Source organism: Pseudomonas sp. R84, from assembly GCF_009834515.1.
Taxonomy (GTDB): Bacteria; Pseudomonadota; Gammaproteobacteria; order Pseudomonadales; family Pseudomonadaceae; genus Aquipseudomonas.
In genome coordinates this window covers 2,262,203-2,279,604 of sequence record NZ_CP019426.1, presented here as the reverse complement: position 1 = coordinate 2,279,604, position 17,402 = coordinate 2,262,203, and the positions used below count along the sequence as shown (strand labels likewise).

At 60.1% G+C, this 17,402-nt stretch carries 12 protein-coding genes and 4 tRNA genes; 3 read left to right on the top strand and 13 right to left on the bottom strand.

Annotated elements, in window-relative coordinates:
- Window positions 1–6: 6 nt before the first annotated feature.
- Entirely contained in the window at window positions 7–1,425 is a 1,419-nt protein-coding gene (gene leuC, locus PspR84_RS10145) for a 3-isopropylmalate dehydratase large subunit (protein WP_016984527.1), read from the bottom strand.
- A gap of 140 nt (window positions 1,426–1,565) precedes the next feature.
- Between leuC and PspR84_RS10140 the strand changes: the two genes are divergently transcribed.
- From PspR84_RS10140 to PspR84_RS10130, 3 genes are all read left to right on the top strand, one after another.
- A complete protein-coding gene (locus PspR84_RS10140) occupies window positions 1,566–2,450 on the top strand; it encodes a LysR family transcriptional regulator (RefSeq protein ID WP_160057144.1) in 885 nt (294 codons plus the stop codon).
- A 74-nt stretch (window positions 2,451–2,524) separates the two neighbouring features.
- A complete protein-coding gene (locus PspR84_RS10135; protein WP_160057143.1) occupies window positions 2,525–5,803 on the top strand; it encodes a bifunctional diguanylate cyclase/phosphodiesterase in 3,279 nt (1,092 codons plus the stop codon).
- 86 nt (window positions 5,804–5,889) lie between these two features.
- A complete protein-coding gene (locus PspR84_RS10130) occupies window positions 5,890–7,581 on the top strand; it encodes a molecular chaperone HscC (RefSeq protein WP_160057142.1) in 1,692 nt (563 codons plus the stop codon).
- Here the strand turns inward: PspR84_RS10130 and PspR84_RS10125 are convergent.
- The 12 genes from PspR84_RS10125 to gltX all read right to left on the bottom strand — a co-directional run bounded on the left by PspR84_RS10125 (window position 7,578) and on the right by gltX (window position 17,187).
- Window positions 7,578–10,280 (bottom strand): DUF805 domain-containing protein, encoded by a 2,703-nt coding sequence (locus tag PspR84_RS10125; RefSeq protein WP_160057141.1) that lies wholly within the window; start codon window positions 10,278–10,280, stop codon window positions 7,578–7,580. The genes PspR84_RS10130 and PspR84_RS10125 overlap by 4 nt on opposite strands.
- The gene (locus tag PspR84_RS10120) at window positions 10,277–10,972 is read right to left on the bottom strand and encodes a DUF1266 domain-containing protein (RefSeq protein WP_160057140.1); all 696 of its coding nucleotides are present in this window, start codon (window positions 10,970–10,972) and stop codon (window positions 10,277–10,279) included. Before PspR84_RS10120 ends, PspR84_RS10125 begins: the two co-directional genes overlap by 4 nt.
- A 188-nt stretch (window positions 10,973–11,160) precedes the next feature.
- Complete coding sequence (locus PspR84_RS10115) at window positions 11,161–11,607, bottom strand: Hsp20 family protein (RefSeq protein WP_016985252.1); 447 nt, start codon at window positions 11,605–11,607, stop codon at window positions 11,161–11,163.
- Between the two features lie 121 nt (window positions 11,608–11,728).
- On the bottom strand, window positions 11,729–12,688 hold the full coding sequence (locus PspR84_RS10110; protein WP_160057139.1) for a tRNA-dihydrouridine synthase: 960 nt from the start codon (window positions 12,686–12,688) through the stop codon (window positions 11,729–11,731).
- A gap of 165 nt (window positions 12,689–12,853) precedes the next feature.
- On the bottom strand, window positions 12,854–13,303 hold the full coding sequence (locus tag PspR84_RS10105) for a thioesterase family protein (protein ID WP_160057138.1): 450 nt from the start codon (window positions 13,301–13,303) through the stop codon (window positions 12,854–12,856).
- Window positions 13,304–13,349: 46 nt separating this feature from the next.
- On the bottom strand, window positions 13,350–14,183 hold the full coding sequence (locus PspR84_RS10100) for an alpha/beta fold hydrolase (RefSeq protein ID WP_160057137.1): 834 nt from the start codon (window positions 14,181–14,183) through the stop codon (window positions 13,350–13,352).
- A 30-nt stretch (window positions 14,184–14,213) separates the two neighbouring features.
- Window positions 14,214–14,753, bottom strand: a complete 540-nt coding sequence (locus PspR84_RS10095; RefSeq protein ID WP_007913421.1) for a TetR/AcrR family transcriptional regulator — start codon at window positions 14,751–14,753, stop codon at window positions 14,214–14,216.
- 182 nt (window positions 14,754–14,935) lie between these two features.
- A tRNA-Glu gene (locus PspR84_RS10090) sits at window positions 14,936–15,011 on the bottom strand.
- Between the two features lie 78 nt (window positions 15,012–15,089).
- A tRNA-Ala gene (locus PspR84_RS10085) sits at window positions 15,090–15,165 on the bottom strand.
- A 53-nt stretch (window positions 15,166–15,218) separates the two neighbouring features.
- A tRNA-Glu gene (locus tag PspR84_RS10080) sits at window positions 15,219–15,294 on the bottom strand.
- Window positions 15,295–15,373: 79 nt separating this feature from the next.
- Window positions 15,374–15,449: transfer RNA gene (locus PspR84_RS10075), tRNA-Ala, on the bottom strand.
- Window positions 15,450–15,705: 256 nt separating this feature from the next.
- Complete coding sequence (gene gltX / locus PspR84_RS10070) at window positions 15,706–17,187, bottom strand: glutamate--tRNA ligase (RefSeq protein WP_160057136.1); 1,482 nt, start codon at window positions 17,185–17,187, stop codon at window positions 15,706–15,708.
- Between the last annotated feature and the right edge of the window lie 215 nt (window positions 17,188–17,402).

Genomic DNA, 17,402 nt, shown 5'->3' with positions numbered 1-17,402 from the left:
GCTCCTTTAAATCAATTCACGAACGTCGATGAAACGACCGTTCACCGCTGCCGCCGCCGCCATGGCCGGGCTGACGAGGTGGGTACGGCCACCGGCGCCCTGACGGCCTTCGAAGTTACGGTTGGAGGTCGAGGCGCAATGCTCGCCGGACTCCAAACGGTCCGGGTTCATCGCCAGGCACATCGAGCAACCCGGCTCACGCCATTCGAAACCGGCTTCGAGGAAAATCTTGTCGAGACCTTCGGCTTCTGCCTGAGCCTTGACCAGACCCGAGCCCGGCACCACGATCGCTTGCTTGATGGTCGAAGCGACTTTGCGGCCCTTGGCAATGACGGCAGCAGCGCGCAAGTCTTCGATCCGCGAGTTGGTGCAGGAACCGATGAACACGCGATCCAATTGAATGTCGGTGATCGCCTGATTGGCGGTCAAACCCATGTATTTCAAGGCACGGACGATCGAGTCGCGCTTGACCAGGTCCATTTCTTTGGCCGGGTCCGGCACGTTCTGATCAACGGCCAGAACCATTTCCGGGGAAGTACCCCAGCTGACTTGCGGCTTGATCTGCGCAGCGTCGAGCTCAACCACGGTGTCGAACTTGGCGTCAGCGTCGGAGACCAGGTCTTTCCAGGCTTCGACGGCCATGTCCCATTCCGCGCCTTTCGGGGCGAATGGACGGCCCTTCACATAGTCGACGGTCTTCTGATCCGCTGCCACCAGGCCAACGCGGGCGCCGGCTTCGATGGACATGTTGCAGATGGTCATGCGGCCTTCGACGGACAAGTCGCGGATCGCGCTGCCAGCGAACTCGATGGCGTGGCCATTGCCGCCGGCGGTGCCGATCTTGCCGATCACCGCGAGGACGATGTCCTTGGCGGTCACGCCGAACGGCAGTTGCCCTTCAACGCGCACCAGCATGTTTTTCATTTTCTTCGCGACCAGGCACTGGGTGGCGAGCACGTGCTCGACCTCGGAAGTGCCGATACCGTGAGCCAGAGCGCCGAAGGCGCCGTGGGTCGAGGTGTGCGAGTCGCCGCAGACCACGGTCATCCCCGGCAAGGTTGCGCCCTGCTCCGGGCTGATCACGTGGACGATGCCTTGGCGCACGTCGTTCATCTTGAATTCGACGATGCCGTATTCATCACAGTTGTCATCGAGGGTCTGAACCTGCAAACGCGAGACCTGATCGGCAATGGCTTCAATGCCGCCCTTGCGCTCCGGGGTGGTCGGTACGTTGTGGTCCGGGGTCGCGATGTTGGCATCGATGCGCCAAGGCTTGCGCCCGGCCAGACGCAGGCCTTCGAAGGCTTGCGGCGAGGTCACTTCGTGAATGATGTGACGATCGATATAGATCAGCGCCGAGCCATCGTCGCGCTGCTTGACCAAATGCGAATCCCAGAGCTTGTCGTAGAGCGTTTTGCCGGCCATCAGACGGTTCCTCATCAGCTTGTTTCTATGCCCTGGGCTTATCAATAACCCTTTGGCTTGTGAGGCCGATCCTATGGGGTTAGATTAAATAACTCAAATTCATATTTTTTATGCTTTGGATAACCAACTGGAATACGACGATGGATCTGGCCAACCTCAACGCGTTTATCGCGATTGCCGAGACCGGCAGCTTCTCCGGCGCCGGCGAACGGCTGCACCTGACGCAGCCGGCGATCAGCAAACGCATCGCCGGGCTGGAACAGCAATTGAAGGTGCGCCTGTTCGATCGGCTGGGCCGTGAAGTCGGCCTGACCGAAGCGGGTCGCGCCTTGTTGCCACGGGCTTACCAGATACTCAACGTGCTGGATGACACCCGCCGCGCGCTGACCAACCTCACCGGTGAAGTCAGTGGGCGCCTGACCCTGGCCACCAGTCACCACATCGGCTTGCACCGTTTGCCGCCACTTTTAAGGGAGTTCACCCGCCGTTACCCACGGGTGGCGCTGGATATACAGTTCCTCGATTCGGAAGTGGCCTACGAAGAAATACTCCACGGCCGCGCCGAATTGGCGGTCATTACCCTGGCGCCGGAGCCTCACGCACTGGTCAAAGCCAAGCCAGTGTGGGACGACCCGCTGGATTTCGTGGTCGCGCCCGAGCATTCGCTGATCAATAACGGAGCCGTCAGTCTGGCGGACATTGCCGGTCATCCGGCAGTTTTCCCCGGCGGCAACACCTTTACCCACCATATTGTCCAACGCCTGTTCGAGGCCCAGGGACTGACGCCGAACATCGCCATGAGCACCAATTACCTGGAAACCATCAAGATGATGGTCTCCATCGGTCTGGCCTGGAGCGTTCTGCCACGCACCATGCTCGACGAACAGGTGGCAAGCATCGTATTGCCGGGCATACAGCTCAGTCGCCAGCTAGGCTATATCCTGCACACTGAACGGACGCTATCGAATGCGGCAAGAGCATTTATGGCCTTGCTGGATGCACAAATCGATCTGCCAGGGACTTAAGGCCAACTTGTGCTACTCCTATAGAGCCGCTACCCCTGTGCCTAACGCCACCATCAGCTCAAGGCCTGTCCACAATGCCGAAATCTGTTGACCGAATTCCGCCGATGCCGCGTATTCAGGCGATTGACCCGCGACATTCCGAGCAGAGCTGGGAGAGTGCGCCGCAATTGCTGGCGGCGCTCAACGGCGCGCGGCTCGGCGCCTGGTATTGGGACATCGAGCGCGGGCAGATCAGTTGGTCGCGTGGCACCCAGGCATTGTTCGGCTTCGATCCTCGGCAACCGCTGCCCGAAGATCTGGAATACCTCGATCTGCTGCCGCCGGAAGACCGCGCGAAAACCGTCCGCGCCTTCCACGCGGTGATTGCCGGGGCGCCGCTGGAACAGGCGATGCACCACCGCATCCGCTGGCCCGACGGCAGCCTGCACTGGCTGGAGATCAGCGGCAGCTTGCTGCCGGATAAACACGGCCGCCCCCGAATGATCGGGGTGATTCGTGAAATCACCCACCAGAGACAACGCGAACAGGCCCTGAGCAGTTCGGAGAAACGTTTCGCGACACTTTTCCACCTGTGCCCGAACATGGTCCTGCTGACCCGCCAGGAAGACGGCCTGATCAGCGAAGCCAACCAGTATTTCGAAAGCCTGTTTGGCTGGCCGGTACAAAGCGCCATCGGTCGTACCACGCTAGAGCTGGGCTTGTGGGTGCACCCCGAGCAGCGCGCAGAACTGGTCAAGAAGACCAACACCAAGGGCGAATTGATCAGCATGGAGGTGCAATTTCGCGCCAGCAATGGGCAAATTCACGACGGCATTCTCAGTGCGCAGAAAGTCGAACTTGAAGGTCAGCCGTATCTGCTCAGCACCTTCCTCGACACTACCGAGCGCAAAGCCGCCGAACACGCCTTGAAGGACAGCCAGGAACGCCTCGATCTCGCACTGGACTCGGCGCAGCTCGGCACCTGGGACTGGCATATTCCCAGCGGCATGCTCTACGGCTCGGCGCGGGCCGCGCAACTGCACGGCCTGGAACCGAAACCGTTTCACGAGTCGTTCGATGAGTTTTTCGAGGGCGTGCCCGGCGAAGAGCGCGACAGCATGCGCGACGCCTACCGCAGCCTGCGCGAAGGCCCGGCGGGCAATTATCAGCTGACCTATCGCGTGCAACTGCCCGACGGCAGCTCGCGCTATCTGGAAAGCCGTGCCCGCCTCTACCGTGACGACAACGGCGCGCCACTGCGCATGGCCGGCACGTTGCTCGACATCACCGATCAGGTCGAACGTGAACAGCGGCTGGTGGCCTCGGAAGAGAAATTCGCCACGCTGTTCCAGGTCAGCCCCGACCCGATCTGCGTCACCCGCCAGGACAGTGGCGAGTTCATCGAAATCAATAACAGCTTTACTCAGACCTTTGGCTGGAGCGCCCCCGACGTCATCGGCCACACCGCCGAAGAAATCGGCCTGTGGGACGCCTCGGCAAAAAGCCTGCAACGCATTGAACGGGTCATCCGCGAACAGGGTTTGAGCAATGTCGCGATCATCGTCCAGCACAAGGACGGGCAGTCGCTGACCTGCGTGATTTCCAGTCGGCAGATCAGCGTCGGCGACCAGCCATGCATCGTCACCACCCTGCGCGACATCACCCAGCAGCAGCGCTCGGAAGCGGCGCTCAAAGCCAGCGAGGAAAAGTTCGCCAAGGCGTTCCACTCCAGCCCCGACGCGATCACCATCACCGAGCGCGACACCGGACGTTATCTGGAGGTCAACGACGGTTTCTGCCGTCTCACTGGCTACCGCGCAGAAGAAGTCGTGGGTAAAACGGTTTATCAGGTGGGGATTTGGGCTGAGGAAAAACAGCGCTCGGCATTACTCGCCGAATTGCAGATCAAGGGCCGCGTGCACCATCAGGAAATGCTCGGGCGCAACAAACGCGGGGAGATGCTGACCGTGGAAGTCTCGGTCGAGCCGATCACCCTCAATGAAACTGCTTGCCTGCTGCTGACCGCGCGGGACGTCAGCCTGCTGAAAAACGCCGAAGCGCAAATTCGTCATCTGGCCTATCACGACCCGCTGACCAACCTGCCCAACCGCGCCTTGCTGATGGATCGCCTGAGCCAGCAGATCGCCTTGCTCAAGCGCCACAATTTGCGTGGCGCGCTACTTTTCCTCGATCTCGATCACTTCAAGCACATCAACGATTCCCTAGGCCATCCGGTCGGCGACACCGTGCTGAAGATCATTACCGCGCGGCTCGAAGCCAGCGTGCGCATGGAAGACACGGTCGCGCGCCTCGGCGGCGATGAGTTTGTCGTACTGCTCAGCGGCCTCGAAGGCTCGCGCAATGAAGTCAGCGCGCAAGTGCGCAATCTGGCCGACACCCTGCGCGAACTGCTCTCGGAACCGATGTTCCTCGACGGCCAGCGCCTGCAAGTGACCCCAAGTATCGGCGTGGCGCTGATCCCCGATCACGGCTCGACGCCGACCGACCTGCTCAAACGCGCCGATATTGCCCTGTACCGGGCCAAGGATTCCGGGCGTAACACCACGCAGATGTATCACAACACCATGCAGAAAGCCGCCAGCGAGCGGCTGCGCATGGAGACCGACTTGCGCCTGGCGCTGTCGCGCGGGGAATTCAATGTGCACTTTCAACCGCAGGTCGATGCCCGCGACAACCGCATCATCGGCGCCGAAGCCCTGGTGCGCTGGAATCACCCGGAACTGGGCGCGCAGTCGCCTACCGAGTTCATCAAGGTGCTGGAAGACAGCGGCCTGATTCTCGAAGTCGGCACCTGGATCCTCGACGAGGCCTGCAATGCCTTCAAACAACTGATCGCGCTGAAACTGGTCGACCCGCTGAACTTCAGCCTGTGCGTCAACATCAGTCCGCGCCAGTTCCGCCAGAACGACTTTGTCGAGCGCGTCGAACACAGCATGAGCAGCCATGGCCTGCCCTGCTCGCTGCTGAAACTGGAAATCACCGAAGGCATCGTCATCCAGAACCTGGAAGACACCATCAGCAAAATGCGCCGGTTGAAAAAGCTCGGCGTGAGTTTCGCCATGGACGACTTCGGCACCGGTTATTCGTCACTGACCTACCTCAAGCGCCTGCCGCTAGACACGCTGAAAATCGATCAGTCGTTTATCCGCGATGCAACGACCGACCCGAACGATGCCGAGATCATCCGCGCGATTGTTGCCATGGCGCGCAGCCTGGAGCTGGAAGTTATTGCCGAGGGCGTGGAAACCCCCGAACAACTGGCGTTCCTGCAAGGTCTGGGCTGCCATTTGTATCAGGGTTATCTGCACAGTCGACCGGTTGCGCTGGAGGATCTGAAAAAACTCCTGCCATAACCGGTGCACGTTGCAACAGACGCGTAATTGCCACGGTTTGCGGCAACCTGTAGGGTCGCGTTTTTTGCGCCGTTTCGAGATCTGTCATGCAGGATGCAACCCTCCCCCGCCCGGCTCTGCTGGGCATCGACCTTGGCACCACCAACAGTCTGATCGCCGTCTGGCAGGACGGTCAGGCCCGCCTGATTCCCAACGCCCTGGGTGATGTGCTGACGCCCTCGGTGATCAGCCTCGATGAAGACGACACGATTCTGGTCGGCAAAGCCGCCCGCGCCCGCCTGACCACGCACCCGGAACGAACCGCTGCAGCATTCAAGCGTTTTATGGGCAGCGACAAACAAGTTCAGCTCGGCACACGTCGGTTCAGCCCGGAAGAGTTGTCAGCGCTGGTACTCGGCTCACTCAAGCAAGACGCCGAAGCCTTTCTCGGCCACACCGTGTCGGAAGCAGTGATTTCCGTGCCGGCGTATTTCAGTGATGAGCAACGCAAACGCACGCTGTTTGCCGCCGAACTGGCCGGGCTCTCGGTGACGCGTCTGATCAACGAACCGACGGCCGCCGCCATGGCTTACGGGCTGCATGAGCAGAAGTTCGAACGCACGCTGATCTTCGATCTCGGCGGCGGCACCTTCGACGTTACGGTGCTGGAATACGCTTTGCCACTGATCGAAGTGCACGCCTCCACCGGCGACAACTTTTTGGGCGGCGAAGACTTCACGGCGGCGCTGTTGCAGGCCTGCCTGAAACACTGGCAACTGACCCCGGCAATGGTCGATGCGCAAAGCATGGCCAGCCTCGGTGATGCCCTTGAGCAGCTCAAATGCAAACTCGGCGAAGGCACTCAACACCTGAGCTGGCGCCACGCCGACAAGACCTTCGAATGGTCACTGGACGAAGCCGCTGCGGTAAAAATCTGGGAACCGTTGCTGGCGCGTTTGCGCGCGCCGATCGAACAGGCCCTGCGCGACGCCCGACTCAAGCCCCGCGACCTCGACAGCCTGGTGCTGGTCGGCGGCGCCACGCGCATGCCGGCGGTGCAGCAAATGGTCGCCACGCTGTTCGGGCGTTTGCCTTACCGGCATCTTGATCCGGATACCATCGTTGCGCTCGGGGCGGCGACGCAAGCGGCGTGCAAGGCGCGTGACGGGGCGGTTGAAGAGTTGATTCTGACGGATGTCTGCCCGTATACGCTGGGCATCGAAACCATCCGCGGCAAAGACATCGATGGCGCGTTTTCGCCGATCATCGAACGTAACACCATCATTCCGACCTCACGGGTGGAGCGCTATTACACCACCCGCCCTCAGCAGGCAGTGCTGCGCATCGCGGTCTATCAGGGTGAGCGGCCGTGGGTATGCGACAACATTCTCATTGATGCTTTCGATGTCACCTTGACGCCCACCGCGCACATTCAGGCGCTGGATGTGCGCTTCAGTTATGACATCAACGGTTTGCTCGAGGTGGACGTCACCCTGCTCGAAACCGGCGAGCGTCACAGTCATAGCATCGACCGCAGCCCCACGGGCCTGGATGAGCAAGCGCGCCGCGACAGCCATAACCGGCTGTCGACGCTGAAGGTCCATCCACGCGATGCGCTGCCCAACCGCACATTGCTGGCTCGTCTGGAACGGGCATGGATGCAGAGCCTCGGCGCGCAACGCGAGCACATTGCCGAATGGCTGCACAACTTCACCACGGTGCTCGGCGGCCAGCAATCAGCGGAGATTGCCAGCCATCGCTCGGAGCTGAACAAGGCGCTGGATCAACTGCGCCTCTAGCCGTTGAGCCGCCGTAAAGCAGCCTGTAGGCCGCTGGACAGCATCTCGCTATCGCCGCTGTCCGGCGGCACACCATAACGGTTGGGCAGCTTGTCACCGGGAAAGCCGAACAGCACCAATGGCAGGAATGGCAAAACCGGCGTCAGCGCCAGGAAGATCAGCAACGTCGGGGTGCCCCGGCCCATGTCGTGCAAGCGACGCAGAATGGCGCCGAACAACAACAGCACGGCCAATAGCAAGATAAGAATGCCAGCGCCCGTGGTGCCACTGATCAGCCCTGCCACCGGCGCAATCACCAGACACCCCAAGACCTGAGCGATAAAAGCCTTGCGCCCCAACCGCGATCCCAGGCGCCAGATCGCTGTCGCCGCTACCGGCTGAACATCGCTTTTCGCCAGCAGTAATCGTTCCGACCAGGACAATATCGCGCACAGGGCCAGGCGCAGGCCGATGCTGTTCTGCACATCGTCCTTGCCCTGTTGCAGTTGGCGCAAGACGCGCGTTTTCGGCACCCCGGCAGCGCCATAGCGAAGCAAGCCCTTGAGCGCATCCAGCGCTTCATACGCCAGCAGTTTGTCGACACCAAAATCGTTCAGCACTTTGCGCGGCGGCCACACCGGTTCGCCTTTGATCAAACCGTCGCGGAAGCCTTCGAACCATTCGTCCTCACAACTGATTGCCGCAATCGATTGCAACAATGCGCGATGCTGCTCGGCACTCAGGCTCGGGTCGTGATAGAGCACGCCCCAGAACATCATCAACCCCAGCAAATCATCGCCGCAGGCAGCACGATCGCTTTCGAGGCAGGTGTAAAGCAGGGTATTGGCCGGCAACCGGGCACTGTCGAGTGCCTGCTGTACGCTGAACAATTGCTGCACCAACAAACCGTGCACCGGGTCATTGCCTTGCAGCCATCCGAGCAAACCGTGGAAATTGCCTTGCTCGCGCAGCAAGCGCCGCAACAAAGGTTGCAGGCGACTCAACGGATGGGCCGGATTGAAAGGCAGGCGCTCCACGCACTGCACATCAATCATTTGCAGCCAGCGTTCGGGCTGGTCCAGCAATGCCAGCAAGAACAAGGTCTGCGCGTGCCACTCCCAGGTGGCCTCACCCAGCCCGACCGGCGACAACTGAATCCCGCGACGGCTCAACTGGAGCATCAAGTCGAGCTCGGACAGGTCACAGTCGTCTTTGACCGCAGCCAGCTTGAACGCTTCGGCGATTCGTTCCAGCGCAGCATCGTTGTAGGGCCGCAAGCGGCGTAACCACAGACGACAGACCTTATGCGGCTCGCCTTGTGTCAGCACCTGCGGCAATGGCCGCGAACCTGAATCCACGTCGCTGAACGCGCTCATGGCCAGCGCAATCGGCGCCCTGCCCAACCAACGCAAGTGTTGGGCGGACTGATATTTGAATCCGCTCATCACCAGGCTTTCGAGGGCATCGATCGGCAGCGGTGCATCCACAATCTGCTGCAACAACGCCGAATCACCCCGATGCAGCGCCCAGGCGTAGCGGTACAGATGCAGCAATCGGCTGTCGGCATTTTCGCCCAGCAATTGCGCGAGCAATGGCAGCTCATCACCGCTCATGCGCCAATCGACAAAACTTTGCGCAAGGCTCTCAAGCTTCAACCGCCCGACACCCAGCCAGCGGTTCAGCGTCTCGGGATGTTGAGACGGACAGCCATACACTTGGGCGTCATCCCCAAGATCCTCTGGCCAGTCAGAAATAGCCTGCAGGCGATCGAATGCCTGAATCAGCAGCGGCAGAAAAGTCGGCTGGCGCTTGGCGCACAACTCCAGCAGACGACTTTCAGCCATCGGATGGCGGTGCTCGTTCCACAGCCGGATCCAGCACGGTAATGCCTGATCGTCGCGCCCCTGCAGACTGTTCTGACATGCCAACAGGTAAAGCCAGTCGACATCATCCGGTGCAGCAAGCTGCTGTTCGACACAGCACTGCAAAAATGTCGGCCCGCCAATACCTGCCTGAGTGAACTGCACCAACAGACGCTTGAGGAACGCGGCATCATTCGGCAATGGCAGACAGGTGTGCCGACTGGCGAAGTCGGCGAACTCCTGCAGTGGACGCTGATTGAAGATGAAGTCGAGACTACGGGCGTACCACAGCGCTTCAGTCTGGGCGGCCTCTGACCATGTGCACATCAGATCCGTATCGAACGGGTCCGGCGTTTCGATTCGCTGGAGAAAGAAGCCCACCTGATGCGCGTCGTCGAAGCCCAGATCCAGCAGCTGTTGATCCCAGGCCATACGCTTGGCCAACAGATTCGCGCAGCGGTACGACAACGGACCGGCGTCGGCCATCCGGTGGTACAGCGGCCAGCTGAGTTCATCGAGCACGTCCAGCGACAGCTCATCCAGCCCTCGGACAAAGGCCTGCCACGCGGCGAAATTGAACCGGCGCGCGGGATCATCCAGCAGCTCGCAAAAATCCCCGAGCACTGGAGGGACCTCAACCACAGTCTGTTCTGAGGCTTGGGACTCGTACTCGTCCTCGGGCTCTTCTTCCTCGTCTTCACGCGCCAGACGCAGGGCGTTTTCGTAGGCCATGCGCAGCGTCTGGAAGCCTTGCGGGTCAGTCTCCGGGTGATGTGCCGGCAAGCGTGCGCGGTAGGCGTTGCGAATCAGGGTTTCGTCGTTAGTAGGCTCGATGCCCAAGCGGATCCAGCAACTCATGACCAGTCGAACTCCTTGAGCGATGCCGGGCGTGGCGGCAAATAGATTTCCATATGCCACGGCAAATCAGCAAGGAACCGAGGGATGTTTTCGGCAAGGCCGCGGGCAATCCGCAGGTTAAGGGCGTTGGCGCCTTGTCGATCGAGTTCGCGCGCCAGCTCATCGTCGCTGGCGCTCAGGCAGGACCAAAACGTCCGACCCACCACAAAGCCGTCGAAGTAAGCCATCCAGCTACCGTAGTGAAATTGCGCTCTGAGGGCCAAACGACTGTGCAGCCAGTTGCTTTCGTCCAGGTCGACCCACTGATTGCGCACCGCGCAACGCAAAAGAAAACCCATGCGGCCATAGTCCCAGGACAAAATCCCGCCCGGCCCGCAACTGCCGAAGGTGCGACTGGCAAACTCATGCAGGATGCGTTCGCGGGGACTCAGGTCGTCGAGCAAGGCCTGCCATTCACTCGGCAGACAGCGCTGCCACACCATATAGGCTGCACTGAGGTGTTTGGCATGGCCGTCGTCGGTCATCCGTTCGAGCATGTCGAACAGCTGCCCACGGTCATCGATCCCCCAACTGTCTTTCAGGTCGATGTAGCGATCGTCGCAGAACGCCGGGTCGTCGTAGCTGGCGCCGGTATTGATCGCCGCCATTGGCGCAGACAGGGCGCACAGCCAGCGCTGTTGAATCTCGTCCATGAAAAAAGGCTCCAGGCCGACCGGTGCGGAATGGGGGTCGGCAAAACTGCCGCGGATTGTAGAGAAACCGCCGCCTGCGGCAAAGCCGAACAACGGTTTTCTTGCGCGCACAAAAAAGGCCCCGACGTATCGGGGCCTTCATTCAGCGGCTCATCGCCTGTTCAGACGATTGTGTTGCGGCACATGAATCAGTGCTGCAGCGCCGGCTTCTGCACCCCATTGATCGGGATGCGTTTGGCTTTCGCTTCTTCCGGGATCACGCGCAGCAGGTCGATGCTCAGCAGGCCGTTACTCAGATCGGCAGCCTTGATCTCGATGTGATCGGCCAGACGGAAGGACAGCTTGAAAGCACGCTGGGCGATGCCTTGGTGCAGGAAGGTCACGCCTTCGTTGGCATCACGCTTGCCACCACTGATGGTCAGCACACCTTTCTCGACTTGCAGTTCCAGGTCTTCTTCCTGGAAGCCGGCGGCCGCTACGACGATGCGGTATTGGTCGTCACCGTGTTTTTCCACGTTGTAAGGTGGATAGCTGCTGCCTGGCTCGTTGCGCAGGGCGGTTTCGAACAGGTCGTTGAAACGGTCGAAACCCACCGAGGAACGGAACAGTGGCGCGAGGGAAAATGCAGTACTCATGGTTCAAATCTCCTGAAAACAATCAGCAAGGTTTTTTGACTCCGCGACCCGAATTCGGCATCGCGTAACCCTTAGATAGGGACCGCTGATTTGATTTCAAGAGATTATTTGCAGATTTTTTTCAGGCCGCTTCGGCGACCGGCAGACCGAGCAAACGCGAGACGTGATCCGGCTCGGTCTCACGGCGCAGGACGGTGAACAGCTCGGTGGCCTCGGGATAATTACGCGTCAGCATGGCCAGCCATTGCTTCAAACGGCCCGGCGATTGGCGTGCGGTCATCTGCGCTTTGGCTTGCAGCCAGAAGTCCTGGATCAGCGGCATCAGCTCGGCCCAGCTCATCTCGACGACTTCTTCACCGGCGCGGGCGGCAGCAATCTGTTTGGCCAGATCCGGGCGCGACACCAGACCGCGACCGAGCATGATGTCTTCGACGCCGCTGATTTCGCGGCAGCGGCGCCAGTCTTCGACGCTCCAGATATCGCCATTGGCGAACACCGGGACTTTGACCACGTCCTGCACGCGCGGAATCCACTCCCAATGCGCCGGTGGTTTGTAGCCGTCCATTTTGGTTCGGGCGTGGACCACGATGTGTTCGGCGCCGCCTTCGGCCAGCGCTGTGGCGCAGACCAGCGAACCGTCGGGGCTATCGAAGCCAAGACGCATCTTCGCGGTCACGGGAATGTGCGCGGGTACGGCGCGGCGCACGTGCTCGACGATCTGGTTGAGCAGTTCCGGCTCTTTGAGCAGAACCGCACCACCACGAGATTTGTTGACGGTCTTGGCCGGGCAGCCGAAGTTCAAGTCAATGACTTCGGAGCCGAGTTCGCAGGCCAGTGCAGCGTTTTCCGCCAGGCACACCGGGTCGGAACCGAGCAATTGCACGCGCAATGGCACACCGGAGGCGGTGCGGGCACCGTTGAGCAACTCTGGGCCGAACTTGTGGAAATAGGCCGGCGTGAGCAACTGATCGTTGACCCGGATGAATTCGGTCACGCACCAGTCGATGCCGCCAACACGGGTCAGCACGTCGCGGAGAATGTCGTCGACCAACCCCTCCATGGGCGCCAGAGCAATTTGCATGGGAAAACACTACTTGAAGAAAAACGTGCGGCAGTTTACTGGATATCGCGCAAATCCGCAGAACAACACATTTCCCTTGTAGGAGTGAGCCTGCTCGCGATAGCGGTGTGTCAGTCAAAAATAAGTGACTGACACACCGCTATCGCGAGCAGGCTCACTCCTACATTAGATTTTCGCAGATTCTGAAATATGGATCGCCGGACCATAACCGTCAATGAATTCGGCCGGCATGCGCTTGGGCTTGCCGGTGGACAGCTCGATACAGACGAAAGTGGTTTGCGCACGCAGCAGCGTGGTGTTGTCGCTCGGGCGCTTGAGCTGGAAATGCCGGGTCATTTTCAGGCGCTGATCCCAATCGACGATCCAGGTCGCCAATTGCAGTTCGTCGCCTTCATAGGCGGCAGCCAGATAATCGATCTCGTGACGGACCACGGCCATCGCCCGATCCAATCGCCGATACTCCACCAGATCCAGGCCCAGACGCTGCGAGTGGCGCCAGGCGCAGCGCTCGAGCCAGGTCACGTACACCGCGTTGTTCGCGTGGCCCAGCCCATCGATGTCCTCGGCGCCTACTTGCAGATCAATGGTAAACGGCGTTGCCCGATCCCAGCCCATGCCACACTCCCGGTCAATGTATTCAACCGGGGCAGTGTAACGGAGCTCACGCCGATTGGCGCGCTTGAAGGCTGCGGCCAGCCAGCAGTGATAACACGCCATCAACCACGCGCGGGTCGGCCAGCACACGCTGATGCCCGCCTCCTTCAAGGCGCAGCAAGCGGCTGTCGAACCAGGATTCGTGGATCAGTTGCGACTCCTTGACCGAGACGAAGTTGTCGTCCTCGGCATGCACGATCAGACCGGGCATATCCAGCTGATAGTGAGCGACATCGAGCGTGGCAGCGCGCATGCCAACGTCTTGCTCGACCTGACGGATGAACGCGGAACGCGCTCGAGGGGGCATGCCGACATAGCGAGCGAACCCGCGCAGTACGCCAAGAATGCGTGCAGGCGCGGCGATGCTGACGAGGGTTTCGGTGCGCAAGCCCAATTGCACGGCGAGCATGGCACTGGCGCCGCCCATGGAATGACCGATCACCGCTTGCAGCGGCGGCAATTCGGCAGCGGCTTCGAGCATTGCCCGAGCGAACAACACGACATTGGCTTCACGCCCCGGCGAGCGCCCGTGGGCCGGACCATCCAGCGCGACGACGGTATACCCGGCATCGACCAGTGCAGTGATCAGCGCAGCGAACTGAGTGGGCCGCCCTTCCCAGCCATGCATCAGCAACACCGCCGGGCCTTGGCCCCAGCGCAGCGCCGAGAGACCGAAGCGCAAAGTGATCCGCTCGGAACTTGCCAGCAGCGGCAGCTCCCAATCGCGCAGTGGCAGCGCGCGCGGCGTCATGAACGCCAGACGCATTTTGCTCGCTACCCGTTGCGGTGCAATCCAGCCCAAGGTGCCATTAACGCCACGAACCCACTTCAACGTGTTCATCGCTCTCTCCTCAGGCCTGCTGCCTTCAGGTCAACGCACCGCCGACTTGGCAGCGCGCAGCAATCGATCGGATAAATCTCCCGGGCCCAGCGCCCTGGCGAGGGCCAGACCACCCACCATCAAGGCCACGTCGGCCAGGGCTTTGTCGGTGTCCTCAGGGCTGGACGCCAACTGCGCAATCATCAATTCCAGGTGCTCGTTCAGCGCGATGCGGAACGACTCCGGCAAACGGCCCAATTCACCGATCGAAGCTGGAATCGGGCACGCCGCGTCGCTGGAGTCACGATGCTTGCGCGACAGGTAGAACGCAGCGACCAGGGCGCGGCGCTCTTCGCCGGTCAACTCGGCATCCATGTCGGCAATCAGGTCGCGGCGGCGACCGAGCAATTGCTTGAACGCTTCGAGCATCATTGCGTCCTTGCTTTCGAAGTGCGCATAGAAGCCACCGACGGTGAGGCCGGCGGCGCCCATCACTTCGCCCACGCTCGGGTCAGCCGGGCCGCGCTGAATCAGTGCGGCGCTGGCAGCCTTGAGGATGCGTTCGCGGGTTTGAGCTTTTTTATCGTTCATCGTAGCCTCCGAATATTACGACTAGAATATTATTCGCATAATAATATTCTGCAAGTCAAGGATATGACCGCTGGTCTGAAGCACAGTGTAAGGAAAAAGGAGAGTTGGCCAAACGCCAGACAAACAAAAGGGCCATTCAATAATTGAATGACCCTTATAAAATCCCGCAGAGCGGGTAATCGTGGCGTCCCCTAGGGGACTCGAACCCCTGTTACCGCCGTGAAAGGGCGGTGTCCTAGGCCACTAGACGAAGGGGACACAAACCTTCTATACAACTGATCAGTGCTGAGATCTGATCGATTCAAGGCCGGTGTGGCCAGACCTTGAACTGTAAATTGGTGGAGCTAAGCGGGATCGAACCGCTGACCTCCTGCATGCCATGCAGGCGCTCTCCCAGCTGAGCTATAGCCCCGGATTTTTCGCCTCGCGGCGGAGCGAAGTTTTGCAACATCGCTTCTGTAAAACTGGCGTCCCCTAGGGGACTCGAACCCCTGTTACCGCCGTGAAAGGGCGGTGTCCTAGGCCACTAGACGAAGGGGACGCAAACCCTTCTATACAACTGATCAACGCTGAGTGTTGATCGCTTCGGAGCCGGTGTGGCCAGGCTTCGAAGTGTAAATTGGTGGAGCTAAACGGGATCGAACCGTTGACCTCCTGCATGCCATGCAGGCGCTCTCCCAGCTGAGCTATAGCCCCTCATCGTTGATGTCATCGCTGAGGACGGGGCGAATCTTAAGGGCGTATCGAAAGCCTGTCAAACTTATTTTTGAAAAATTTCAAAGTTTTTCGTCGGCATAACAATCACTTACCGCCCTCCTCCCGAAAAACCGGGACTTGGGATAAAGCATGCCCCTGTAGGAGCTGCCGCAGGCTGCGATCTTTTGATCTGGTTTTTAAAAGCCAACATCAAAAGATCGCAGCCTTCGGCAGCTCCTACAGGGGGGTTAAGCTATCAGGCGATAGCGCCCAGCAGCTTTTCCCACTCTTTGTTTTCTTTCTTCGATACGCCGCCCAGCAGGTCGATCGCCTGACGCAGACGATAACGCGTCAGATCCGGGCCAATGATTTCCATCGCATCGAGTACCGACACCGAACTCGCCTGCCCGGTGATCGCGGCAAACATCAACGGCATCGCATCGCGCAGTTTCAGCTCCAGCGATTCAACCACCGCCTGAATCGTTGCGGTGATGTTGTCCTTCTCCCACTGACGCAGGCTTTCCAGTTTCCACAGGATCAACTGCATCAACTGACGAACCTGATCACCCGAGAGTTTCTTCGACTCAAAAAGCTTGGCATCCGGATTGACGCCACCAGCGAAGAAGAACCCGCCCAGCGGCGCAACCTGGCTGAAGGTTTCAACGCGCCCCTGCACCAGCGGCGCGATCTTCATCATGTATTCCGGGTTCAGCGCCCAGGTCTGCAGACGGCTGGCAAACTCTTCCACCGGCAGATCACGCAGCCACTGGCCGTTGAGCCACGACAGTTTCTCGATGTCGAAGATCGGCCCGCCCAGCGAGACACGCTTGAGGTCGAAGTTGTCGACCATTTCCTGCAGCGAGAACTTCTCGCGCTCGTCCGGCATCGACCAGCCCATGCGACCGAGGTAGTTGAGCATCGCTTCCGGCATGAAGCCCATGCGTTCGTAGAAAGTCACCGAAGTCGGGTTCTTGCGCTTGGACAGCTTGCTCTTGTCCGGGTTACGCAGCAGCGGCATGTAGCACAGCTCTGGTTGTTCCCAGCCGAAGTATTCGTACAGCAGAATCAGTTTCGGCGCCGATGGCAGCCATTCTTCGCCACGCAGCACGTGGGTGATGCCCATCAGGTGATCGTCGACGACGTTGGCGAGGAAGTACGTCGGCAAGCCGTCGGTCTTCATCAGCACTTGCATGTCCATGCGATCCCACGGGATCTCGACATCGCCACGGAGCATGTCCGGCACCACGCAAACGCCTTCGCTTGGCACTTTCATGCGGATTACGTGCGGTTCGCCAGCGGCCAGGCGGGACGCGACTTCTTCTTTCGACAGCAGCAGCGCGCGGCCGTCATAGCGTGGGGTTTCGCCGCGAGCCATTTGCTCGGCGCGCATCTGATCGAGTTCTTCAGCGGTGCAGAAGCATGGGAACGCGTGCCCCATGTCGACCAGTTGCTGGCAGTACTTCTGGTAGATGTCGCCGCGCTCGCTCTGCCGGTATGGACCGTGCGGGCCGCCAACGTCCGGGCCTTCGCTCCAGTCGATACCCAACCAGCGCAGGGCGTCGAAGATCTGCTGTTCGGACTCGCGGGTCGAACGCAACTGGTCGGTGTCTTCGATCCGCAGGATGAACTCACCGCCATGCTGCTTGGCAAAGCAGTAGTTGAACAATGCGATGTAAGCGGTACCTACGTGGGGGTCCCCGGTAGGCGATGGCGCGATGCGAGTGCGGACGGTGGTCATGGCATGTCTCGAAAAGAATGAAAAGCAAAACAATCAAGCGGCGAATGGTAACAGGCGACACCCGCCCCGCTCCAGCGGGCAGGGCATTTAAGCCAAGTTTGCGTCTGTAACGCCCGTAAGCCGTGGTGAATGGGCAAATATCAACGGATGGCATTTACCGTTTATCGGCTGTATGCCAGATTCGCCTGCTGATAACTTTCCTTACAATTCCTCGA

Coding starts and splice junctions, on each gene's coding strand:
- leuC (WP_016984527.1), bottom strand. CDS start 1,425: ATGGCCGGCAAAACGCTCTACGACAAGCTCTGGGATTCGCATTTGGTC.
- PspR84_RS10140 (WP_160057144.1), top strand. CDS start 1,566: ATGGATCTGGCCAACCTCAACGCGTTTATCGCGATTGCCGAGACCGGC.
- PspR84_RS10135 (WP_160057143.1), top strand. CDS start 2,525: ATGCCGAAATCTGTTGACCGAATTCCGCCGATGCCGCGTATTCAGGCG.
- PspR84_RS10130 (WP_160057142.1), top strand. CDS start 5,890: ATGCAGGATGCAACCCTCCCCCGCCCGGCTCTGCTGGGCATCGACCTT.
- PspR84_RS10125 (WP_160057141.1), bottom strand. CDS start 10,280: ATGAGTTGCTGGATCCGCTTGGGCATCGAGCCTACTAACGACGAAACC.
- PspR84_RS10120 (WP_160057140.1), bottom strand. CDS start 10,972: ATGGACGAGATTCAACAGCGCTGGCTGTGCGCCCTGTCTGCGCCAATG.
- PspR84_RS10115 (WP_016985252.1), bottom strand. CDS start 11,607: ATGAGTACTGCATTTTCCCTCGCGCCACTGTTCCGTTCCTCGGTGGGT.
- PspR84_RS10110 (WP_160057139.1), bottom strand. CDS start 12,688: ATGCAAATTGCTCTGGCGCCCATGGAGGGGTTGGTCGACGACATTCTC.
- PspR84_RS10105 (WP_160057138.1), bottom strand. CDS start 13,303: ATGGGCTGGGATCGGGCAACGCCGTTTACCATTGATCTGCAAGTAGGC.
- PspR84_RS10100 (WP_160057137.1), bottom strand. CDS start 14,183: ATGAACACGTTGAAGTGGGTTCGTGGCGTTAATGGCACCTTGGGCTGG.
- PspR84_RS10095 (WP_007913421.1), bottom strand. CDS start 14,753: ATGAACGATAAAAAAGCTCAAACCCGCGAACGCATCCTCAAGGCTGCC.
- gltX (WP_160057136.1), bottom strand. CDS start 17,187: ATGACCACCGTCCGCACTCGCATCGCGCCATCGCCTACCGGGGACCCC.